Genomic DNA, 23,650 nt, shown 5'->3' on the forward strand with positions numbered 1-23,650 from the left:
CTCAGAGAGTCGCTAAGCTCAGGCAAGCAATGTATTGACTGGGTAATTAGATAAAAAAATAGCGACTCAGAGAGTCGCCAAGCTCAGGCAAGCAATGTATTGACTGGGTAGGAAGTTAAGTCACAAGGTTTGACTTAAAAACCCGTGCAGCACATGTAGGCGAACTGCACGGGGACAACAGCTGCAATGCAGCTAAACACAGGGTTTACAGGTACAACATCTTACGGGTACAACATTTTAATTAAACGACAAGCTTCGCTTAAAACTGCTCTTCTTCGGTCGAACCAGTCAGCGCAGTCACAGAAGACTGACCGCCTTGGATCACTGTGGTAACTTGGTCGAAGTAACCTGTACCCACTTCCTGTTGATGCGCCACGAAGGTGTAACCTTTCTTCGCTGCCGCAAACTCAACCTCTTGAACTTTCTCAACATAATGCTTCATACCTTCACCACGAGCGTAGTCGTAAGCCAGGTCAAACATGTTGTACCACATGTTATGGATACCCGCTAAAGTGATGAACTGGTACTTGTAGCCCATGTCCGACAGCGCTTGCTGGAAGCGCGCAATCGTCGCGTCGTCCAAGTTTTTCTTCCAGTTGAACGAAGGTGAACAGTTGTAGGCCAGCAATTGGTCTGGGTACTGAGCATGGATTGCCTCAGCAAAGCGGCGTGCTTCTTCTAAATCGGGCTTAGCGGTTTCACACCAGATTAAATCCGCATAAGGTGCGTAGGCCAGACCGCGAGAAATCGCTTGATCCAGACCCGCTTTCACGCGGTAGAAACCTTCACTAGTGCGCTCGCCAGTCACAAAGTCACGATCATATGGGTCGCAATCAGAGGTTAATAAATCCGCAGCGTTGGCATCAGTACGCGCAATAACCAGCGTTTCAACACCGCTCACGTCAGCAGCAAGACGCGCTGCAACTAACTTTTGTACCGCTTCTTGGGTTGGCACTAATACTTTACCGCCCATATGGCCGCACTTTTTCACTGAAGCTAATTGGTCTTCAAAATGCACACCAGCGGCGCCCGCATCGATCATCGACTTCATCAACTCGAACGCATTCAGTACGCCACCAAAACCTGCTTCCGCATCGGCGATGATGGGTAGGAAGTAATCGACAAAGTTTTCATCTTCCGGATTAACTCCGTTGCTCCACTGGATTTGGTCAGCACGGCGGAAGGAGTTATTAATGCGTGAAACGACCGCAGGCACTGAGTTTGCTGGGTATAAGGATTGATCTGGGTACATAGTGCCCGCTAAGTTAGCGTCTGCCGCGACTTGCCAACCAGACAGATAAATTGCTTCGATACCCGCTTTAGCCTGTTGTACCGCTTGGCCGCCAGTCAGTGCACCTAAGGAGTTCACATAACCTTTTTTTGCGCCACCGTTGACTAAATCCCACAGTTTAGCGGCACCGCGTTTGGCAATGGTGTTCTCAGGAACAATGGAACCACGAAGTGCCACGACTTCCTCTGCAGTGTATGGGCGACGTACGTTTTTCCAACGTGGATTCTCTGCCCAATCTTTTTTGATCGCGTCAATCTGTGCCTGACGTGAAGTCTGTGTTGCCTTAGTCATAATGTCACTCCTTTCGTGTGGTGTTGTAGCAAGTGACGCTGCCCCACAGCGTCACCCTGCCCATTGGTTTAATTGGCGATATCCACCGCCATAACGCATCCCATAAAACGCATTAACTGTTAAAGCATTTGAAATTAAGCTGTTAGCATCTCGTAACCGGGTAAGGTTAAGAAATCGACCAACTCATCCGAAGTGGTAATATCCTCAAGCAATACTGCCGCTTGGGTAAATTTACCGTGGGTGAATCTGTCACCGCCCACTTCTTTTTTCACATTCGCTAACTCTTCTACCAGCATGTCCTTAAACAATTGTTTAGTGACAAGCTTACCGTTTGAGAGTGACTTACCATGTTGGATCCATTGCCAAATCGAGGCTCGGGAGATTTCAGCGGTTGCCGCATCTTCCATTAATCCGTAAATCGGCACACAACCGTTGCCACTAATCCACGCCTCAAGGTATTGCAGAGCGATGCGAATATTCAGGCGCATCCCTTGCTCAGTGCGCTCACCATCACAGGGTTTTAGTAACTCTGCGGCGAGAATCGGTGCATCCACATCACGGGTGATATGTAATTGGTTTTGATGATCTTGGCCTATGTATTCGTTAAAGATCCCCATTGCCGTGTCAGCAAGACCAGGGTGAGCGACCCAAGTCCCATCGTGGCCATTGCGAGCCTCAAGCTCTTTGTCCTTACGTACCCGTTGCAACACAGTTTCGTTCTGAGCGGGATCCTTAGCTGGAATAAAGGCCGCCATGCCGCCCATCGCCAGTGCACCACGTTTATGGCAGGTTTTGATCAGCAGTCTTGAATAGGCACTTAAGAAAGGCGTATCCATGGTCACCGCTTGGCGATCCGGTAAAACGCGGTCGCTATGGCGCTTTAATGTTTTGATATAGCTGAAGATATAGTCCCAGCGACCACAGTTGAGCGCGACAATGTTTGAGCGTAATTCATAGAGAATTTCGTCCATTTCAAACACCGCGGGTAAGGTCTCAATCAAACAAGTACATTTGATTGTGCCAGGCTGTAGGCAGAATCTTTCTTCCACAAAAGCAAACACTTTTGCCCACCAACGCGCTTCGATATGGCTCTCGAGTTTAGGGATGTAGAAGTAAGGACCACTGCCCTTCGCCAGCAATTGGCGATAGTTATGGTAAAAGTACATCGCAAAGTCGAATAACGCGCCGGGAATGGACTGCTGGTTAAATTCAACATGCTTCTCTTTTAAGTGCAGGCCACGTACGCGGCAGATCAATACCGCAGGATTTGGGCCTAGCTTGTAATGTTTACCGGTTTCAGGCGCTGTGTATTCAATCTCACCGCGCACGGCATCACGCAGGTTAATCTGACCTTCAACCACCTTTTGCCAGCTTGGTGCTAAAGAGTCTTCAAAATCCGCCATAAACACTTTGGCATTGGCATTGAGTGCATTGATCACCATCTTACGTTCAACGGGACCGGTGATTTCGACACGGCGGTCGAGTAAGTCATTCGGAATGCCACGGATCTTCCATGCACCGTCACGAATAGCACGAGTCTCGGGTAAAAAGTCAGGTAAAGCCCCTTTATCGATACGCGCTTGTCTATCTTTACGTTTGGCGAGTAAGGTGGGCACTTCTGCTGCAAATTCCCGGCAAAGTGACTCAAGCAACGCCAGCGCACCTTCGGTAAAAATCACTTCTTGGCCAGGGATAGTATTTCCCACTATGGTCAGCGTGCCATTCGCAGTGGTCTTATTCTGTGCCGAATTCAATTGCTGCTCACTTAAAGTTTGTTCCGTCATCTTCTCACCCTCTCAAGAGGCAAAACTCTTGCTCGTTTACGACTCATTACCAGTAAAGACATGGGTAACATGTACAAACATTCGCCGCAAAACATTCAAATGTTCGTTTAGAACCAAAACTTACAGACAAACATTTGTATTTGCAACTATCCAAAAGTGTCATGACCGCTAAAACATTTGACCAAAAAACATCAAAAATTGGTCTGACCAAAGCGGGGCTTATAAAGCAATAACATGTTTTTAAACAACTTTTATCTTTAATGGTTATTGTGATCTTTTGGGAGGTGAAATTTGTCTGACAACTTTACCACTTCAGACAACATGTAATTTTATACGTAAATTAATTACACAATGAAAACTTAAATATACAGCATTTACCCCTTATTCGACCTAAGTAGAAAACAAGCAGCGTTTTGAACTCCATCTAAAGGAAAGCAATCAAAACTAACCAAAACAACAAGTTAACAAAAATGAAACACCCAACAAATTTAAACACTCGTTTAACTATTACGTTTACGTAAAGTGTCAACACAATGAGGGATGAGTGACAGGGATCACGGGTTATGTATCTCGATCAAAAAGCCCAGTCGATATGGTTAACCCAAAAAATAAATCACTTTTTTATAAAAAAAATGAAACAAATTAGAATTCTGACCACGTGTTGCTTCAAGTGAGGGCAACAGGTGATAGTGAAGGTCTTTATACCCAACGCAGTTAACCGTATTTCATATGTAAAGATAACCAAGATTCATGGCCTTTTAAGTGCCAAACAAGGGGTTGCAAAGTAGATGAAAATCATTATCATTCGCGACCTTTCTGATTGGGGGACTTTCAATGCCAGTATTACAGCCAGTATTTCGCTTATCACTTATAACACTCGCCTGCCTCAGTGCTTTACCACACACAGCCAACGCCGATGACACAGCTTCTGCTCGCGATGAAAACATCGAACGTATAACGGTGTACGGCAGACAAAACTCCGTGGTGAAAAACTCAGGACTTGCGACTAAGTCAGATATGTCCTTGATGGAAACACCTGCGGCGGTTGTTATCGTTGACCAGGAGCTGATTAACAGCCAAGGAGTCGATAATCTGCAGGACTTGATCCGCAATATCAGCGGGGTGACTCAAGCAGGCAATAACTACGGCATTGGGGATAACTTGGTCATTCGCGGCCTCGGCGCGAACTACACCTATGACGGCATGTATGGCGGTGCAGGCCTTGGCAACACCTTTAACCCCACTCGCTCCCTAACCAATGTGGAATCCGTTGAGGTTTTAAAAGGGCCAGCTACTGGGCTCTACGGTATGGGCAGCGCGGGCGGCGTGATCAACCTGATTGAGAAGAAACCGCAATTTGAGTCCAAACACAAATTCACCACAGAAGTTGGCCAGTGGGATACCTACTCTTTCGCCATCGATAGTACGGGTGGGATCACAGATGATCTTGCGTACCGCTTAGTCGCCAAAACCGCCCGCAGTGAAGGTTACCGAGATTTAGGCGCCGACCGTGATGAAGTGTTCGGCTCACTCAAGTGGGTATTAAGTGATAGCCAAGATCTGATGCTATCCGGCGCGTATATTAAAGACGCCATTGCCGTTGACTCCATCGGCCATCCAATCCGTATCTACAATGCCGATTCTGTCGGTGGCAAAACCGCGGGCGAAGTCACTTGGCAAGATTTGATTAACGATCCTAAGGGTCAAGGCATACAGCTAACCGACGAGCAGCGTCAGCAATTAGCGGCATCACTCGCCAGTGGTGATGGTTTAACTCCCTACTCCTTCGGAGACGCGGGATTAATTTCTCCCATGGCAAAAGATAATGAAGGTGAAGAATTAAGGTTCAAGCTGACCCACAATATCTACTTTACCGATAATCTGTTCCTCAACCAGCAGTTGCAATATCGCGACTACACTACAGGTTTTGCCCGTCAAACAGGGGCTTACAACTATGTGTACTGGAATAACAAAGGCAAGATAAACGCCGATCCCCGCGCGCCACTGGTTGAAAATGGTGTGCTCTATCCCTTTGCCGCTAGACGCCAGGAATACCGCCAACTCGATGCCGAAGAAACCTCATGGCAGTATTTTGCCGATCTACGTTACGACTTCCAAATCGGCAATATCGACAACGAATTACTGGTGAATGCTAACTACGAAGACCGCAACATTCGCCTCGAGCAATTCTCGATTTACGATGCGGACCAAGTCATTAAAAACAAACAAGGCGAAGTGATTTACCGTGGTTCGCTACCGTACATTTACGATATCCGCAATCCAAATTGGGGAACGGGTAAATTTGCCGACTACGATCCGCTCAAAACCGCCAACTACAATAAAAAAGTCAGCGCTTGGGGCCTAGGCGTGCAACATGTGGGTTATCTAGGTTATGGCTTTACCACCCGTGTTGGCGTGGCCTTTAACGAAATCAAACAGAGCTATGAACACCTAGGTGTGGATGAGCGCTACAGCGCGAGTCAAGCGAGCCCCACTCCTGAGGAAGATAGCAAAGATAACGGCGTGACCTACAACTTGGGCTTAACTTATATGCCCATTGATGATTTATCATTTTTCGTCAATCACTCAAAAGGTCGCACCGCCTATAGCATTTTAGGTTCTATCACTGGGGAAAATACCGACCGCGAAGACTCAGAATCCGTCAGTAACGATCTCGGCATGCGCTTTAAAGCCTTTGATGATCAAATGTTGGCATCACTAGTGTTCTTTAAAAGCTCACGCACTAATGTGCCTTACAACAACCCAGACTATAACGCTGGCGTGTCAGGTGCCGATGTGCCCGTGTACTTTTACGATGGTAGCGAAGATACCCAAGGGGTCGAGTTGGATCTCAATGCCCACTTAAACGATAACTGGCGCATCAACCTCAACGGCATGTATCAAGACGCTAGGGATAAACAAAACCCGAATGACAAAGCCAACTACGACACCCGCCAAAAAGGTGTGCCCTATGTTACCGCGAGTGCTTGGGTAACCTATGGTGCAGACTGGTTTGCCTTAACAAGCCCAATTGAGCTGAGTTTAGGCGCCAAGTATGTGGATGATAGAAGCACGCACTCAAGCTCATTTGGTATCCCAGATGGTTATGTGCCGAGCTACACCTTAGTGGATTCTGCCATCAGCTATGCCACCGACTCCTGGAAGTTACAATTGAATATCAACAACCTATTCAATAAAGACTATTACAGCAAAGCCATGTTCCTCGGCGGCATGCCAGGCGAAGAGCGTAATGTGAAACTGCAATATAGCTACAGTTTCTAAGCGTTTTCCTTAAGCCCATAAACAACAAGAGAGCCCATAGGCTCTCTTGTTGTTTTAGCTGGCAGGCTTAACTGACATTCTCCCGGTCGCCACGCATCAGCGACTCCAGCTCAGCTTTACCCTTATTGGATAAATCAATCAGCTTGGCTAAATCATGTTGATGGGCAGCACTAGCGATCACCAGCTTTTTATCGTGCTCGGCAAAAATCTTCACCCTTTCATTGGCCTGCACCTGTGATAAGCCTAAGCCCTGCAAAATCTTCTCACTGGCAGACAAAGCCGAACCAAAGGTTTCACGGAACACATCGGTCACCCCAAGGCTCATTAATCGATAGGCGTGGTTACGGTCACGAGCCCGAGCGACGATATTGATATGGGGGAAATGGGTTTTTACCTGCTGGGCAATTTCAATCGAATCCTCAACATTATCAACGGCCAGCAGCAACAAGCGCGAGCGGGCAATCCCCGCAGACATCAACATATCTAAGCGTCTGGCATCGCCAAAATAGACCTCACCGCCATATTTGCGGATCACATCCACATGGCTGGCATCTTTATCTAAGGCCACAAATGGAATACCCGATGACGCTAAAATCCGCCCAGTGATCTGCCCTACCCGCCCAAATCCGGCAATGACCACCTCGGATTCAGTCACATTAATGGTATCGGGTAAACGAGTATCCACCACCTTAGGTTTAGTGGCTCTAAAAAGCGTGAAAATCATCGGTGTGACTGCCATGGATAAACCGATGGCGAGCACTAAGATTTGGGCGATTTTATCATCCACTATGCTGGATAATTGCGCCTGCGACAGCAGCACGAAGGCAAACTCACCGCCTTCGGCCAAGATAAGGCCTAGAGCAATACTCGGGCGCCATGTATGGTGCCGTAAACGGCCAAGGAGCATCAGCACGAGAGTCTTAATCAGCAGCATGCCCAGCAAAATCGCGAGGATAAGTAAGGGATCGGTTAAAAACAGCTTGAGATCCATACTCATGCCGACCGCCATAAAAAACAGCCCAAGCAGTAAGCCCTTAAAAGGTTCGATATCGGTTTCGAGCTGATGTCGGTAGCTGGAGTTAGCCAACATAATTCCAGCTAAGAATGCGCCCATACCCGCCGACAGCCCTAACCACTCCATCAATTCGGCGCTACCCATCACCAGCAATAATGCAAAGGCGGTTAACACCTCACGAACCCCGCTGCTGGCGACAAGCTTAAGTACCCGCGGTAACAGATATTTGCCCACTAACACAAAGCCCACTAAGGCCACGCAGGTCCAATACCATGGCACCGCATGGTGCTCAATCTGGGCCGAATTAGGTGCAAGGTAAGCGGTTAATAGCAACATGGGGATCACGGCGAGATCTTGCATTAACAACACCCCAAAGGCATCGCGGCCAAGCGGAGTGGTCAGTAGTCGATGTTCGCTCATCAGTTGTACCGCAAAGGCCGTCGATGATAGTGATAACGCCGCGCCAACCACTAATGCTGCCTCAATGGATAAGCTAAATCCCCAGGCTAAACCGCCAATTGCCGCCCAAGAAAGGAGTAACTGACCACTACCGAGACCAAAGATGGCGCTGCGCAGCTCCCATAACTTGCTCGGATTGAGTTCAAGCCCGAGCACAAACAGCATCAGTACCACACCCAGCTCGGCAAAATGCAGCACGGCGGCGGGATCCGACACCAGCGCCATGCCTCCTGGGCCTAAAATCACCCCAGCAGCGAGGTAAGACAGAATCGGTCCTGCGCCAAAACGTTTGCCCAAGGGCACAAAAATCACCGCGGCCAATAAAAATAACAGTACAGAAGTGAGCAGACTCGACTCTTCCATTAGGGCTCCACAACGTTAGCGAAAGGCAAAAAATAGGTATAGCCTTAAGCAAAAAAGCTTCGGCTACCGCTGGCAATCATACTCTAGTTAGGCAGGAAAAAGTGTGAAAAATTGACCTAAAAATCATCGAGAAAATGCAAGAAATAAGCGAAAAAGCGAAAGAAGAAAACCGCGTTACATTAACCTAAACAGTCAGTTACACAGACAATACAACTCGTATCCTACTGCCTTGCCAACTGACTGGTAATATTGGTGGCGCGTTTATCGGAGGCTAAAGCGTCCTCATAACAGAATACACTGTTACGGCCATTGGATTTTGCGGCATACAGCGCCATATCGGCACGGTGTAGTAGAGGGTCTAAGCTTAAGTCTTCTGTTGTCATACCGCTGACCCCAAAGCTCGCGGTGATAGTAAATTTATGCCCCGAGAGATGCGTATCAATGGCTTCAATCCGGCTTCGGCATTGTTCGGCAACTTCCATCCCCTTAGATTCATTGGCATAGGGCAAAAACAACGCAAATTCTTCGCCGCCAATCCGGGCAAACACATCACCATTGCGGACATGGGGTTTTAATACTTCCACGACTTTTTTCAGCGCCCAGTCACCCGTACCATGGCCGTAGGAATCATTAATCCGTTTAAAATGGTCCAAGTCGAATAAAATCACACAATAATCTCCCCCTCGGGCAGCGGCTTGCACAAACAAGTTTTCGCCAAGATCTTGCCCCGCACCACGGTTAAGCACGCCCGTCAGCGCATCCATTCTGGCCATGCGCATAAAACGCCGTTTTTGCAAATTGCCCACGACTAACAAAATCGCGAGGAAAAACAGCCCGCCCACTAATATCGTGATAAACATCAGCATATTAGTGTACTCACGCTCTTTTACCGTTTGCTGAGCGATGTAAAGTTCGCGCTCTTTATTCAGCAAGTTGATTTCACGCGCCTGCTCATCGGCATTAAACTTAGCCGCTTGATAAGCAAGGGTTTTCATCCTCGACTCATCAAAAATCAGTTGATTATAATGTTGCTCTTTTCTGGAGTATTCGTAGGCTTGCTCAAATTGCTGTTTTTGAGCATAAATCTTAGCGAGTACACGTGATGCACCGTGCTTAAGCTCTGTATTGCTAGAATCATCCACAAGATTCATAACATATTGAGCATGTAACTCAGCTTTCGTAGAATCTTGCAACAACAAATAAGCTTCACTGAGCAACTCATGTACGCTATTAATCTCCAGCTCAAAATTAAATGATTCATACCCCTTTAGAGAATCTAATAAGTAAGAGATAGCAAGCTGTGGCTCATTCAATCTAAGACTCGATTCTCCCATACCTTTTAATGCAATATTCGCAATTAGTGGGTAACCACTGGATTCACAATAACTACGAGTAGACTTAAATTCATCAAATGCTTGTACATACGACGCTATCTCTAATTGATGTACTGATAGATAAAGCCTAGCCCCACAAATATCTTTAACATCACTTTCGGAGGCAAGAGCAAGCGCTTTAGTGGCATATGTAGCAACTTCCTCTGAGATCCCCATCGCCGAATACAAGCTAGCTAAACGTAAGTAAGACGCACGTTTAAGATTTGTGTCCTCTATTCGTTCGATTAAACCAAGACTCTTTCCCATTGCAATAAATGCATCATTGAAATGACGTAGAGCAATATAGGCTGTTGCCTCATAACTATATGCAGAAAATAGCATTTCCGAGTCTTTGAGTAAGGGTTCTGATTGGCCCAATAACTCAATAGCAGTTTGATACTGTCCTGAATAAATAGAAGCTGCACCTTTAAAGAGCAAAACTCGTCCCTGCTGTAAGCGAGACATAGAACCAAATTCAGATTCAATTGTTTTAAGTAGGTTTATAGCAGCAGGTAAATCAGAATGTTGTAATGTTTCAATCTTAGCGAGTGTTTCATCATAATTTATAGATGCAGCAATCAAGGGCATACAGAATATGCACAAGATTGCCGACATGAAAACACTAAAAAGCTTCAATTAATCACCAATACCACATGAAATAATAAGGTAGGATTGATAGTTACTATCACCACTTAACGTTTTGAGCTTTTCTATATCCCCAGTCATTACAGCGTTAACTTCTTCATCAGTTAATCCGTGGGCACGCATCACCGCCTCAGGATTCTGTTTATAATCTTCCATTAACTGCGCATCTTGGCCTAACTGGGTAAAAAAATCCGATAATGCAGACATGCTTATTCCTTTATTAGCTTAAATAATACCGACTCTAGAAAGACTTAACTTTGAGTCAACAGAACTTAAAACATTTTCGTGGTATTCAGAACGGTTACCATGATTAACCAGTAAGAAAGACTGGTAATCGCCTTCTCCACTTAAGCTTTTGAGTTTTTTCATATCCCCCGTCATGACAGCAGTAATTTCATCAATACTTAAACCATAAGCAAGCATTACCACCTGTGGATTCTGCTTATAATCTTCCATTAACTGCGCATCTTGGCCTAACTGGGTAAAAAAATCCGATAATGCAAACATGTTTTCTCCTTATTGTTAATAATGACTCAATATCACACTTCAATTTAGCCCAAATCTTCGGGACCGATCCCTAACTTAGCCAAAATAGCATAGTTGTACTCCAGCTTTTTTGCTGGCGGAATTAACAACGTACTAATCGGTGTTAAGTGTGCTTGGGGTAAATTCGCTAAAGGTAAACGCTCGATACGCGGGGCTTGGATTGGCAAATTAGCCGCTTCGTAGATGACCACCTCATGCTCGAGCGGGTACCATTGATTTAACTGCTCCACGAGGATCTGCAACCTATCACTCGAGGTATGAAATTGGGTTAGGGTATGTTCGCCCGCAATCGCGATTTGCCAGAGTAATAAGTGGGTAGTGGGATCGGGCACATGGTTGAAAAACATAAACTGGCTAGCTTCAAAGCTTTGATGCCCGGAGTTGCCAGGGTCAATCCCTAAGTCGGCCCACAGGCAAGCTTCGGCCGAAATCCCCGGCTCCATCTTGGCTGAAAACCCTTCTGCCTTGGCGCGAGTGATAGCCATATGGGATACACAGGCAAACACGCCCGGATGGCCATAGAGTGCACACACGGTTTTTTTACCCGCTCTCACCGCATCGAGAATGGCATTGACCATTTGCTCGTAGGTGTCCCGACGATTTTTAACTTCACCATTTTGCGCATAAAACTGCTGCAAATTGATGACATTGGAGTTGAGCTTCGTCAACCAACGCTGCGAAAAACCGTCGGGTAAGAGTGAAAATACAATATCGGCATGTTCAATATAGCTGCGGCTTAATACGCTAATTTGCCCCGCGAGCTGTAACCCCGTACCCACACAAACGAGTGATCCCAATGGTCTCTCCTAAAAAGGCGATCTCGGCGGATTAATACATAAATTCAAGCGCTGAAATAACGTTCTCTAAAACCAATATCATCGCTAAGATCATCAAAACAAAAAACTTTCACAACTCTACCCACATTTAGCTAACAATGCCACAGCACAATACTGCATTTGGTAAAATTTACTGACCTAATTACCGCCTTACACGGTACATATAAAATAAAAAGCGATACAGGTACCAATCGCCGTAAATCAGTGTTCATTATAAAAATCTTCACTCATCGCGAACTAAAACGCGCCGCTTAGGTCGAAAACTCACACAATTGCAACGATAAGCGCCGCAACGCCCAATTACCCTTGTCATAAGGGGGAGTGCTTGGGTATGATGGCCGCCAGATTTTCAGAAGTAGCGCATACAATGATCAATAAAAAGCAAAGTCTTACCCTGCTGAGCGCCATTGCGCTCTCAGTTTCGCTCAGTGCCTGTAGCGTGTTTGATTGGCTGATCTATAAGCCCGATATTCCGCAAGGCAACTACATGGAGCCGCAACAGGTTGAAAAGTTGCGTATCGACATGACCAAAGAGCAGGCCGAATACATTCTTGGTCGCCCAGTACTGCGTGACAGCTTTGCCGATGACACTTGGTATTATGTGTACCACTATAAGAGTGGCCGTGATGCGAGCATTACCCATAAAGAATTGATCCTGCACTTTACTGGCAACAAATTAAGCTTAGTGAAGGGCGACTATGAATTAAGCCCAGAGTTTAATACGCCGCTTGAGCAGAGTAAGTTACCTATGGCCAACACCGCTGAGTCTGCGCCACTCGTGCCAGCACAGCGCCCAGATGAAAAGCCATTAGTGAAAGAAAATCAAACCGAAGCGCAAGTTCAAAAGCCTATCAAGTAAGCATACTGGTTTAACACTAGCCTTAAACACAAAAAGCGCCCATGGCGCTTTTTGTTTGTTCGTGTTGCGGACAGATTAAGACACCCGTCCACCGGTCACTTTATTGGCACGACCTTCATCCTTGGCCTTATCGGCACGGCGACGGCGCACATCCTTAGGATCGGCAATCAGCGGGCGATAAATCTCTACTCGCTGCCCGGGTAAAATCACTTGGTCATGCTTAACCACATTGCTAAACACCCCAAGCTTTACCGTTTCTAAATCAATCTCAGGGAAAAAACTCACCATATTGCTCTGACGCACTATGTCAATCGCGCTCGTGCCGGGCAATACGCTAACCGAAATCACCTTTTGCTGAGTCGGCAGTGCATAAATAACATCGACGACGAACTTATCTGCTTCATTTGTCACTGTAAATTACCTTAGCGCGGCTGGTAAACGCCGTCACCATAGACACCATAAGATCATTAAACACTTTACCAAAAGCCATATCGACCAATGAGCTGGAAAACTCGAAATTTAAGTCAAACTCCACCTTACAGGCATCTTCAGTCAACTCGGTAAAACGCCACTGGCCGAATAAGTGTTTAAAAGGCCCATTTTCAAGTCTTAACTCGATACTCTTTCCCGGCACCACCTGATTGCGCGTGGTGAAGGTCTTACGGATCCCCGCCTTACTCACATCGACCGAGGCCAGCATGGTTTTACCATCAAACTCAAGCACTTTACCGCCAACACAACCGGGTAAAAACTCTTTGTACGACTCAACATCATTGACTAAATCATACATTTGCATCGCACTAAAACGAACTAACACACTTCGAGAAATCTGCGGCATAGGGCTTGGCACTCTCAATCTAAGTAAACACGCTGTCTCAAGCGAACTCCGCGCGCCCTACTCTCTAGGGAAGCTAACAAAATTGGTTTGGATTCTACCACGATACTTAAAAAACGCACCCCTCACATATCCCTATGATGACTAAGCAAAACCGTACAAAAAACCAGCAATGAATTAATGAAGGCTTGAAATAGCTCAAATAAACCCTTATATCCATTTCAAATTGATTCACCGTGCGTATAATGGCGCCACTATGGTAAAGAAAAACTCAAAAAAAGCCGCGCCTGCGACGATCGCACGTAATAAGCGCGCAACCTTCGAATACCGTTTCGAAGAAAAAATGGAAGCTGGCATTTCCCTCATGGGATGGGAAGTGAAGTCTATCCGCATGGGTAAAGTGAACCTATCGGACTGCTACGTCTTCTTAAAAAATGGCGAAGCCTTTATGCACGGCTGTACCATTATTCCGCTCAATACCGCCTCCACCCATGTGGTGTGTGACCCTATACGACTCAAAAAATTACTGTTAAGTCGTAAAGAGTTAGACAAACTAGCAGGTTTAGTGGAACGTCAAGGCTACTCGATTATCCCCATCTCCATGTACTGGCGTAAAGGGGCATGGGTCAAAGTGGAAATCGGCCTAGGTAAAGGCAAAAAAGACCACGACAAGCGTGAAGATACTAAAGCGCGTGAGTGGCAAGTTGAAAAAGCCCGCGTAATGAAAAAGGAAAAAACGCGCGGATAATGAACAAACGATTGAACTTGCAGCAAATGATACTAGGTTATCGCCACGCTACGAGTTACAATCAACTTTCTTGGGGGCGATTCTGGATTCGACAGGATTCACGAAACCCTGGGAGCATGCCGAGGGGCGGTTGGCCTCGTTAAAAGCCGCAAAGTTATAGTTGCAAACGACGATAACTACGCTCTAGCCGCTTAATGCCGCTAGCCATCTACCACACGTTTCGCACATGGGCAGTGGATTTGATGGTCATCTCACATCGTGCTAGCGAGGGAACCCTGTCCGGGGGTGAACCGCGAAACAGTACCGGACTCACCGTGTGGGATCCTGTCTTTCGGAGTTCAAACGGTTAAACAATAGAAAGACTAAGCATGTAGCGCCTTGGATGTAGGTTTTCTGGACGCGGGTTCAAGTCCCGCCGCCTCCACCAAATAAAACAAGGACTTAGCAGAAATGCTAAGTCCTTTTTCTTTTTAGTGGCGGCAAAATGGCCACACAATGCCCACATTATCTTCATACCGCTATCAATCTAAGTTCTACTTAAATCCTCCTAGTAAGAAATCATCTATTTTCAGCACTTTCTCATCGGTAAAGTGAGTTGCATAAATAGCACTTAAGCCTCAAAGTAACCATATGAGGTTTAGTCGCTACTTGTTGAAAATAAAGATGATAAGTCCAAACCCAAAACTTAACGAATACTGTAGCCGTTACTATCGATTTAGAGATTTATTTCACTGTGGCGAAACCTGGCACAAGGCCAAATACGATAACCTACCCATGCAAACGCAAAGCTGGGAAGCCTACCAAAAACTCGCGAAAGAAATACTCGACCCCATTACAGACCACTTTGGCTCAGTAGAACTCACGTTTGGATTTTGTGGGCAACAACTTAGAAGTTTAATCCGCAAAAATACCTCCCCAAGAATCGCCCCAACGTTAGACCAACATGCTGCCTATGAGCTCAATTCCAAGGGCAAGCCTATCTGCCCTCGCCTCGGTGCTGCAATGGATTTACGGGTAAACAACACCTCATCGCAAGCAGTAGCTATTTGGGTCGCGAGCCATTTGCCCTTTGATCGACTTTATTATTATGGTGATGACAACCCCATCCACATTAGTATTGGCCCAGAAAACAGCTCGCAAATTGTTTGGTTAAATACGATTAATAACAGACGTATACCTAAAAAGCTCACCCTAGAAGCGCTAATAACACTCCCCAAAAAATGAGGTAAAAATGATAACAGCAACTGCATTTTTACAGAATGTAGAAACTGTTAACCACAGCAATGCAACACATTGAACAATAAAGACTAAAACGCTACTATCGACAGCTAGATAAGGAGTGTTTATGTCCATCGATTTTTATAACCAGAACGCCAGCTCGTTTTATGCCTCGACCGTAGAAGTTGATTCTACCTCCCTACTTGAACAATTTACCCCTTACTTACCTAAAGGCGGCAGCGTGCTTGATGCGGGTTGCGGTTCAGGTCGAGACAGTAAACGTTTGATCGAATTTGGTTTTCACGTCGATGCATTTGATGCCAGTGAAGCACTTGCCACGCTAGCGCAGCAGTTGCTAGGCAAGCCTGTTAGGGTTGCCACCTTTATGAAGTTCACATCGACTCAGCAATATGACGGCATTTGGGCCTGTGCCTCGCTGCTGCATGTATCAAAAGCCTCACTACCAGATACCTTCGCGCATCTTGCCAGTATGTTGAAATCGGGCGGTGCATTTTACTGTTCATTCAAATATGGACAGGGTGAAGTCGAACGTGACGGCCGCAGCTTTACCCACTGCGATGAAGCACTCTTAGCCGAGCTATTAACTGGTTTGCCACTTGCGATTGATAAAGTCTGGCTAACAACCGATTTACGCGTAGGACGTGAAAACGAACAGTGGCTCAATGCAGTACTCCTTAAGCAGTAAACCATGATCGAACAACAAACCTCACTCTACTCAGGCAAAAAACTGTCCTATGGCGGGGCAAACGATCCCTTGCTACCAAGGCTGATCCAAGCCATTAATCACGCCAGTGAAATCGAAATTTCCGTCTCTTTTATCCAACCATCAGGTCTCGATTTACTATTTGATCCGCTGCTCGATGCCCTTCAAAGTGGTGCGAGTTTAAAACTGCTAACATCGGATTATCTCTCTATCACCCATCCTGTTGCCCTGCGCCGTTTAATGCTACTGGCCGAACGTGGTGCCAAGTGCAAAATATTTGTGTGCGGCCATCAAAGCTTTCATATGAAGTCGTACATTTTTATCCGTAGCGAGCAGGATGAAATAATCGAAGGTTGCGCATGGATTGGCTCTAATAACATCAGTAAAACTGCGTTATTACACAGCCATGAATGGGCATTACGCCATGATTTTGAGCTGCCACTCACCTCACCCGCGGCGCTTGAGTTTGCCCATATCCGTAAGCAGTTTGAGGCCATTTTTAACCACAATCAGAGTCAGTCGCTGACCCATGAGTGGATCGACAGTTACCTTGGCCGCTACCAACACACTAAGCAACAACGGAGTATTGCCGCCGTTAGTCTTTACGAAGAACAAGAACATATCGAGCCACCCACGCCCAATGCGGTACAAATGGAGGCATTAGCAGCACTGAAGGCGAGCCGTGAACAGGGTTTCACCAGAGGATTAGTGGTTCTAGCAACGGGCATGGGCAAAACCTGGTTGGCCGCATTTGATACCCTGCAAACTGAGGCCAAAAAGGTACTGTTTGTTGCCCACCGAGAAGAGATCCTTATTCAAGCGGAAAAGACCTTTAATCAATTGGTGCCTGAGGTAAAAACAGGTTCGTACAATGGATTGAATCAAGATAGAAACGCGGACTACCTGTTTGCCTCGGTAGCCACCCTTGGCAAGCAACAGCATCTACAGCACTTTGCTGCCGATCATTTCGATTATATTGTGGTGGACGAATTCCATCACGCAGCGGCCAAAAGCTACCGTCAACTGCTGGCCTACTTTCGTCCCCAATTTCTCCTTGGCTTAACCGCCACACCAGAGCGTTCGGATCAAGCGGATATCCTTAGTTTATGCGATAACAACCTAGTGTTTGAACGCAACCTAGTGCATGGCATTGATGGGAAATTACTGGTGCCGTTTGATTATCACGGCATTTACGATCAAGCGGTCAATTATCAAGACATCCCTTGGCGAAACGGCAAATTTGATCCCGATGCTTTGGATAATGCCCTTGCCACCCAACGCCGCGCAGCCCATGTTCTGCATCATTGGCAACAAAGTAAGCAAACTCGCACCTTAGCCTTTTGCGTCTCTAAAAAACATGCTGACTTTATGGCGAAGTATTTCACCAACAAAGGCATTAACGCCATCGCCGTTTACAGCGACTCAAAAGTGCGCCGCAATCAAGCACTGCAATGGTTAGCGCAAGGACGTATAGAGGTTATTTTCTCAGTCGATTTATTTAATGAAGGCACGGATCTGCCAGCGATTGATACCATTTTGATGATCCGACCCACCGAGTCAAAAATCCTGTTTTTGCAGCAGTTAGGTAGAGGCTTGCGTCTTAGCCATCAAACCCAAAAGCAAAAACTGGTTGTGCTTGATTTTATTGGTAATCACGAGTCATTTTTAAATCGGCCTACAACGCTATACAACCTTGGCAGTCTGCGGGAAGTATTAAAAAATCTCAATCAAGTCAACGCGCTGCCCAAAGGTTGCCATGTCAATTTTGATCTGGAACTGATTGAGTTTTGGCAAAGCTTAGTTAAACGGTTGCGCTTTTCTGTACAAGAAGAATATCAACAACTTGCAAACCAGTTAGCCCATCGTCCCACCGCCAGCGAGTTTTACCATCACGGGATTGAGATGAATAAAGTGCGTCAACAAGCACAAAGCTGGTTTCACCTCGTAGCCAGCCAAGAGGCTGAGCCGCGCTTCTCGGACATGGTGACGCGTTATGGTGATTTTTTGCTGCATGGAGTTGAAACCACCACCATGACAAAATCCTTCAAAGCCATTTTGCTCGAAGCCCTGCTCGAACTTGATGGTTTGCGCAATCCGCCCACGCTTGCGGCACTTGCCGAGCGTAGCCATGCCGTATTTTGTCGCCGCCCCGATTTAATGGCGCAGGAATTAACGCAGGCCGCCAAGCAATTTAAGGCTCAGGATAAAGGCTGGCTAACTTATTGGAAAGACAATCCAATTAAGGCTTTTACAAAGGCCAACAGTAAAACACCGCCGTGGTTTCAAATAGACGCTATGCAGCGTTTTGTGGCGACATTTGCAATAGATGAAGCGGATATCGAACTACTGCATGACTGGGTACAAGAGCTAGTCGATTTGCGTTTAGCACAATATGTGCAGCGACCGCAGCAAAAAGCCACGGTGAACACGAGCAATGCCAGCACTAACAACACCAAAAATACCAACACGGCAGCAAAACCACTGGCGCAGGTGTTACCTTTTGAGTCAACACCATCAACAGAAGGAACATTGTTACCCTTCTATCCTGAACTGAAAATCGCCTGTGGCCACTTTAAGCATGGTTCAGCACAAAATGCCGAGCACTATTGCGTCCCCGCTGGTTACGGTTTACTTGATCCCAAACGGCACTTTGTTGCCCCCGCATCTGGCAATTCGATGAATGGGGGTAAAAATCCAATTCAAGATGGCGATTTATTGCTGCTGGAATGGGTCACGCCAGAAAGTGCAGGGTCTATCTCAAACCTGACCATGGCAATTGAAACCCAAGACGATACGGGTGATAACCAGTATTTGCTCCGCGTTGTTAGAAAAACAGCGTCGAATCAATATGAGTTGCATGCCCAAAATCCGGCGTATCAAACGATGTTAGCCACGGACTCAATGAAAACCTTTGCGCGCTTAAAAGCCGTCCTAGAAAGACAAAATTAGTGTGTTAAGTTCTTACTCGAACGCCTCGCTTGAGCTGATGACGACCTTGTAGTTCGAGGCATCAGCAGCGGTGGTCAATTTATCTAGTTGAAAATTGATCACCACAGCCAACGCAGTTTTCTAATTTACCTTGCCTTTGACCATCCATAGGTTTTACGAAGGGATAAGGATGAAATGCATGCAAAATTAGTATGTTATGCAAATAGGTAAACACTCAACTGAATTAAAAAAAGCTCAAAGTGAGTTTCATACGTTATTCCCCCACATCGACACCATTTTGATAATGGTACTCGGATGAGGCTTCGCCGTTGAAGTAGTACACCAACTTGCCGTGTAATTGGTTATCAACGAACTCCTCGCTTCGCTCTAAGCTGCCATCTTCGTTAAAGCTGTAGCTTTTGCCTTGCAATTGGCCTTTATTATCATATTGCTTTTGTCCTAATAAGTGGCCATTAACGGAGAAAGCTTGCCATTGACCGACTTCGTGCCCAGCCCGATACTGCCCATGCCATAACTTGACCTGATTGTAGCTACTTTCATCGACTAGCCATTTGCCTTCACGCTGGCCATTAACATACTGTCCTTTGGCCTGAATTTGTTTATCAAAGTCACGCTGTAAATATGCACCATGTAACTTATCGTTTTTGTAAAACGCTTGATGCATTACCGTGCCATCGGCGGCAATTTCAATCTGTTCGCCATTAAGCTGGCCTTGTTGATTAAACTGCTCATTACGGGTCATATCAGCATTTTTTGTTACCCACTTGCCAACTTTTGTGCCGAAGTGATATTGCCCAGTAACAAACCCGCCGTCTAAGGCGTTATCTTCACGATATGCGCCGTGCATTTCACCTTTGCTGTAGTTTATCCGTCTTATATAGCCATTCCAGCCATCGCCGATATATACGCCTTCGTAGCGCCCTTTGAGTTGTTCTTCACGTCCGATTAATTCACCAGTGGCAGTAAAACGCTGAAGCAGACTCCAGTCCTTCACGGTATCACGCTGATATTGATAGGTTAATGCTCCTGTTGCATCGAAACGTTTTTGCGTAGTCAGTCGACCTTTGGCCAGATATTGCGTGTCAGTTTGGGTCGTAACATTACCCGCATTATCATAGGCCGTATTTTGTATTTCACGACCCTCTTTATCATAGACTTGTTGCTCAACTAACCGCCCTTGCTGATCAAAACGCTGTTGGTTTCCTACCTGCTTACCATGCTGATAATGTTTAATTTCTCGAGGCACATCAGCGGCTTGATAAACTAACACTTCACCGTGTAATTTTCCTTTGATGTAAAATTCTTTAGTGAATAACCAGCCTTCTTTTGCCCAGTAAAGGCGCTCGCCTTCTCTTTTTCCCGCCACCATATTCACGGTTTGCTCTGGCTGACCATTGCTATGGAAGCTTTCATATAAGCCTTCCATACCGTTAGCGCCATAGGTGACTCGTGTTTGCAGTTGGCCATTGTCAAAATAACCTTGCGCTAATCCAGACTCTACACCATTCACATAATGTTTATGATCGCGTAATTGACCATTGGTGTGAAAACGTTTTTGCTCCCCATGAAGCCTGCCATTCTGATATTGGTACTCACCCGAGCGTGTGCCATCTTCCCAGTAATACAGATGCATTCCCTGATAACGCCCCTGTGCATCGCTACGCCCTTTGCGAGAGAGTTGACCATTAGGGTGATAAAATTCGAAATCACCGACAATAGCACTCTCCGCTAAATTGGGGCCGTTGACTGTCCCCTTAAAAACGGGTTTATCCGTCTCTACATAAAAAAGCGCTACTGGCCACACGCCATTTTGCTCAATCGCTTGCTGTTTCTGGTAGTAAATCGCTTCACCTGGCACCTCGCTTGGCAGCCATTGTTGGTCGAGTAAGATGCGATCAGCCAACACATTAAACGACATGAATAGTACAGATAATAGTAATAAGGCTCTCATATCAGTTCCTTAAGGCAGCGCAGGAAATGTAGTAACCCACTGTTTATTAACGGGCTCGCCGCTAACCTTCAGGTATTCAATCGCTTGCACTCGCCCTTGCAGCTCCAACCATCGGTCTTGATGCAACACTTGCTGTAACGGACGTTGATAAAAATCGTCGCGCTCAGCCGACATAAAAGGCGCGAGTGGAATCTTCTGCGCATTTAAAAAACGATAACGACGCATCACCTCGCCCACTGTTTGCGTGGTATCGAGTTCTGGCAATTGAGTGGTATCAATCAACCAACCTTGCTTAGGTTGATACGCAAGCGATTGCCATTCGGGTGTACCGCTACAACTCAAGGCGCTACTGACTTTAATATCGTAAAAATTGCGACGGATCCTATCGGCACTGGTGAGTTGATATAGAACTGTCTTCTCAAGGTGTTCCGCCATACTGTTTTCGGATTTGATCTGCGTCCATTGCAAGCTGTGACCGTCAACTTGGGGCGCATCCACCACAGTTAGCGAACACACGGCAGCTTGCTCGGTGCTTAACTGTAGGCTCACACCATACTTAGCCACCATTTGGGGTTCGACTAAGGCGGGGTCCGCAGCTAATGTCTCTTGCGGCGCTTCATTGTAGCTCGCATACATATCATCACGGTAAAGCGTGCGCTGATCCACTGGGGGATAAGCAACGTTCTTCATGTAATCCATCATCGGAATAAAACGAACATTTTTGGTCAACTCACGGCTCTCATCCGGAGTATTGACATAGATGGTTAGCGTTGGCGGCTCGGCCGGAAAACTAAAGAAGGTGATGGGTTCAAATTGCATCGATGCAGCTAACCCCAGCATATTCCGTTCGGCTGCAGTTAACCAAGCAGGCCCTTCTACCGACGGCGATTGGTACTTCATCATGGCACCTTCGGCACCGTCAAATCGCCCCGCTAACCAAGATTTATGGGTTGGATCGCGCGATGTCAGCACATAAGAAAAAGGCTTATCGGGGATAGGGGCAAATTCCAGCTGTAAATCTTTATACTGCATGGACACCGTTTTGTTTGGATCGGGTGTTAATGCCAGTTTAACCAGCTTAGCGCCCTGATAATGGGCCTTTGCGCGAAACTCAACAACTTGGGATAGCAGCTCTGAGGGCTCATTCCAGCCAACGAGTAAATGTTGTTCTACGGATTTATAAAAACCATCCTTTTCAGCGAAATTAAAGCGATAAATCTTATCGAGTTGTAGCGGTAAAACGCTACCATCGGCACTGTGCGCCGTAATATCGGTTAGACGAAACTCTCCTGATGCTTTTAAACCTGAAAAATCATGCTGATAGGTAAGACTAAGTTGGTCATCGTAAAGGTCAAAGTAACCCGCATCGTAGGCAAAAACCGCCTCTTGGCTTAAGGGTTTATTGGCCTCTTCTAATGATAATTCGGGCTGTTTTTCATATTCACCCGGTGGGAAATCGTAATCAAAAGCCACTCGCTGCGATAGGTCGCCCAACTCACGCTCCTTAGGCACCATAATCACATTGCTGCGCATCGTCCCCTTAAAGCCGTAACGCTCAAAGGGCACCTCAGCCACTAGTCCCATCTGCACGAGCCATCCGCGGTCGCGCTCGAGCATTAGTTGGCCGTATATTTTGGCTTGCTCACCTTCGCTTTCCACTTGAGCCAAAACATGAGTATCAGTGACCTTTAACACGGTAAGCTTTGAATTTGCATGGCCTTGATAGGCCGGAAGCATAACCACTGCCCCCTCTTTAGCGGGTATTGCATTAATAAAGACCGATGAACTAAAGAGTTTTTTAAGCTCCTGCTCAAGCTCAAGCCCGCGCTCTGCCAGCATGGCTTGCCAAGCGGGTTTATTTAATGCACTAAATTCTTTAACCGTGCCATCGTCTAAATTTAAAGTAAATTCAAAACCCTGAGAGAAAATGGCATGCATTTCGGGATTTCGCTCAGCCCGTTCACCGCTGCTTACGCCACTCCCTTGACCATCACGCATTTTCATATAATCGACGTGCACTTCGAAGCGGCTATTTTTACCCGCCTCGAGCACCTTATAACGCAGCAATTGATGGGATGTGGTATTCACCGTTTCGGAACGCCCACCGGCTTCGACCGAGATGAGGGCCGTGCTATACACCTGATACGCGCGCTCATCGCCTTTCTGCGGCTTAAACTCCACATCGGCATCGCCAAATGAGCAGGCTGATAATAGAAAACATGTAACTACGCTAACCAAATACTTCATGGTTATTCCTTGTATCTGAATATTAAAACGCCGCATTATGCCTGTTAATCGAACATAAATACATTTTTGCGGCGATTTTATTGGACACGCCAGCTTCGCAAGCTGTGTTATTGATGGATATAGAAGGTAATTTCGCATTCAAAATGCTCTGTGCAGACGAAGAATTCGACCGTAAAAATAGCTTTTGAAGTATTAAAAATAGGATTGCAGCAGCTTAAAATGAGTAGTGTTCGA

General features: G+C 46.3%; 16 protein-coding genes, 1 other RNA gene and 1 pseudogene. 7 read left to right on the forward strand and 11 right to left on the reverse strand.

The window, feature by feature from the left end; translation table 11 throughout:
• Positions 1 to 259: 259 nt before the first annotated feature.
• Positions 260 to 1,582, reverse strand: a complete 1,323-nt coding sequence (gene aceA / locus SHD_RS16355) for an isocitrate lyase (RefSeq protein WP_023268144.1) — start codon at positions 1,580 to 1,582, stop codon at positions 260 to 262.
• A gap of 134 nt (positions 1,583 to 1,716) precedes the next feature.
• Positions 1,717 to 3,366 carry a malate synthase A gene (gene aceB, locus SHD_RS16360; protein WP_023268145.1) on the reverse strand — a complete coding sequence of 550 codons (1,650 nt, stop codon included), beginning with the start codon at positions 3,364 to 3,366 and terminating at the stop codon, positions 1,717 to 1,719.
• An 834-nt stretch (positions 3,367 to 4,200) separates the two neighbouring features.
• Between aceB and SHD_RS16365 the strand changes: the two genes are divergently transcribed.
• Positions 4,201 to 6,648 (forward strand): TonB-dependent receptor, encoded by a 2,448-nt coding sequence (locus SHD_RS16365; protein WP_023268146.1) that lies wholly within the window; start codon positions 4,201 to 4,203, stop codon positions 6,646 to 6,648.
• A 67-nt stretch (positions 6,649 to 6,715) separates the two neighbouring features.
• Here the strand turns inward: SHD_RS16365 and SHD_RS16370 are convergent, their stop codons facing one another.
• The 5 genes and pseudogenes from SHD_RS16370 to SHD_RS16390 form a co-directional block, all read right to left on the reverse strand.
• Entirely contained in the window at positions 6,716 to 8,485 is a 1,770-nt protein-coding gene (locus SHD_RS16370; protein ID WP_023268147.1) for a monovalent cation:proton antiporter-2 (CPA2) family protein, read from the reverse strand.
• A 221-nt stretch (positions 8,486 to 8,706) separates the two neighbouring features.
• Positions 8,707 to 10,446, reverse strand: a complete 1,740-nt coding sequence (locus tag SHD_RS16375; RefSeq protein WP_023268148.1) for a tetratricopeptide repeat-containing diguanylate cyclase — start codon at positions 10,444 to 10,446, stop codon at positions 8,707 to 8,709.
• A gap of 48 nt (positions 10,447 to 10,494) precedes the next feature.
• On the reverse strand, positions 10,495 to 10,710 hold the full coding sequence (locus SHD_RS16380) for a hypothetical protein (protein ID WP_023268149.1): 216 nt from the start codon (positions 10,708 to 10,710) through the stop codon (positions 10,495 to 10,497).
• Between the two features lie 93 nt (positions 10,711 to 10,803).
• A pseudogene (locus SHD_RS16385) lies at positions 10,804 to 11,010 on the reverse strand (hypothetical protein); the annotation flags it as partial.
• A 44-nt stretch (positions 11,011 to 11,054) separates the two neighbouring features.
• Positions 11,055 to 11,846 carry an SAM-dependent methyltransferase gene (locus SHD_RS16390; protein ID WP_039978563.1) on the reverse strand — a complete coding sequence of 264 codons (792 nt, stop codon included), beginning with the start codon at positions 11,844 to 11,846 and terminating at the stop codon, positions 11,055 to 11,057.
• A gap of 406 nt (positions 11,847 to 12,252) precedes the next feature.
• On the opposite strand from SHD_RS16390, the gene SHD_RS16395 reads away from it, so the two are divergent.
• The gene (locus SHD_RS16395) at positions 12,253 to 12,744 is read left to right on the forward strand and encodes an outer membrane protein assembly factor BamE (protein ID WP_039978606.1); all 492 of its coding nucleotides are present in this window, start codon (positions 12,253 to 12,255) and stop codon (positions 12,742 to 12,744) included.
• Positions 12,745 to 12,819: 75 nt separating this feature from the next.
• Here SHD_RS16395 and SHD_RS16400 read toward each other — a convergent pair whose 3' ends face one another.
• Both SHD_RS16400 and SHD_RS16405 read right to left on the reverse strand, forming a co-directional pair.
• Complete coding sequence (locus SHD_RS16400; RefSeq protein WP_011623525.1) at positions 12,820 to 13,155, reverse strand: RnfH family protein; 336 nt, start codon at positions 13,153 to 13,155, stop codon at positions 12,820 to 12,822.
• The gene (locus tag SHD_RS16405; RefSeq protein WP_023268153.1) at positions 13,145 to 13,582 is read right to left on the reverse strand and encodes a type II toxin-antitoxin system RatA family toxin; all 438 of its coding nucleotides are present in this window, start codon (positions 13,580 to 13,582) and stop codon (positions 13,145 to 13,147) included. The genes SHD_RS16400 and SHD_RS16405 overlap by 11 nt, the downstream gene beginning before the upstream one ends.
• A gap of 253 nt (positions 13,583 to 13,835) precedes the next feature.
• On the opposite strand from SHD_RS16405, the gene smpB reads away from it, so the two are divergent.
• The 5 genes from smpB to SHD_RS16425 all read left to right on the forward strand — a co-directional run bounded on the left by smpB (position 13,836) and on the right by SHD_RS16425 (position 19,218).
• Positions 13,836 to 14,327 (forward strand): SsrA-binding protein SmpB, encoded by a 492-nt coding sequence (smpB, locus tag SHD_RS16410; RefSeq protein WP_023268154.1) that lies wholly within the window; start codon positions 13,836 to 13,838, stop codon positions 14,325 to 14,327.
• Between the two features lie 72 nt (positions 14,328 to 14,399).
• Positions 14,400 to 14,754: a transfer-messenger RNA gene (gene ssrA, locus SHD_RS21680) on the forward strand.
• Between the two features lie 236 nt (positions 14,755 to 14,990).
• Positions 14,991 to 15,551 (forward strand): hypothetical protein, encoded by a 561-nt coding sequence (locus SHD_RS16415; RefSeq protein ID WP_039978564.1) that lies wholly within the window; start codon positions 14,991 to 14,993, stop codon positions 15,549 to 15,551.
• Between the two features lie 121 nt (positions 15,552 to 15,672).
• Positions 15,673 to 16,251, forward strand: a complete 579-nt coding sequence (locus SHD_RS16420) for a class I SAM-dependent methyltransferase (protein WP_023268156.1) — start codon at positions 15,673 to 15,675, stop codon at positions 16,249 to 16,251.
• Positions 16,252 to 16,254: 3 nt separating this feature from the next.
• A complete protein-coding gene (locus tag SHD_RS16425) occupies positions 16,255 to 19,218 on the forward strand; it encodes a DEAD/DEAH box helicase family protein (protein WP_023268157.1) in 2,964 nt (987 codons plus the stop codon).
• A 253-nt stretch (positions 19,219 to 19,471) separates the two neighbouring features.
• On the opposite strand, the gene SHD_RS16430 is transcribed toward SHD_RS16425, so the two are convergent.
• Both SHD_RS16430 and SHD_RS16435 read right to left on the reverse strand, forming a co-directional pair.
• Positions 19,472 to 21,169: a toxin-antitoxin system YwqK family antitoxin gene (locus tag SHD_RS16430; RefSeq protein ID WP_039978565.1), complete on the reverse strand. Its 1,698-nt coding sequence runs from the start codon at positions 21,167 to 21,169 to the stop codon at positions 19,472 to 19,474.
• Between the two features lie 9 nt (positions 21,170 to 21,178).
• Complete coding sequence (locus tag SHD_RS16435; protein ID WP_039978566.1) at positions 21,179 to 23,416, reverse strand: hypothetical protein; 2,238 nt, start codon at positions 23,414 to 23,416, stop codon at positions 21,179 to 21,181.
• Between the last annotated feature and the right edge of the window lie 234 nt (positions 23,417 to 23,650).

The sequence above is a fragment of the Shewanella decolorationis S12 genome, assembly GCF_000485795.1.
GTDB classification, from domain to species: Bacteria; Pseudomonadota; Gammaproteobacteria; order Enterobacterales; family Shewanellaceae; genus Shewanella; species Shewanella decolorationis.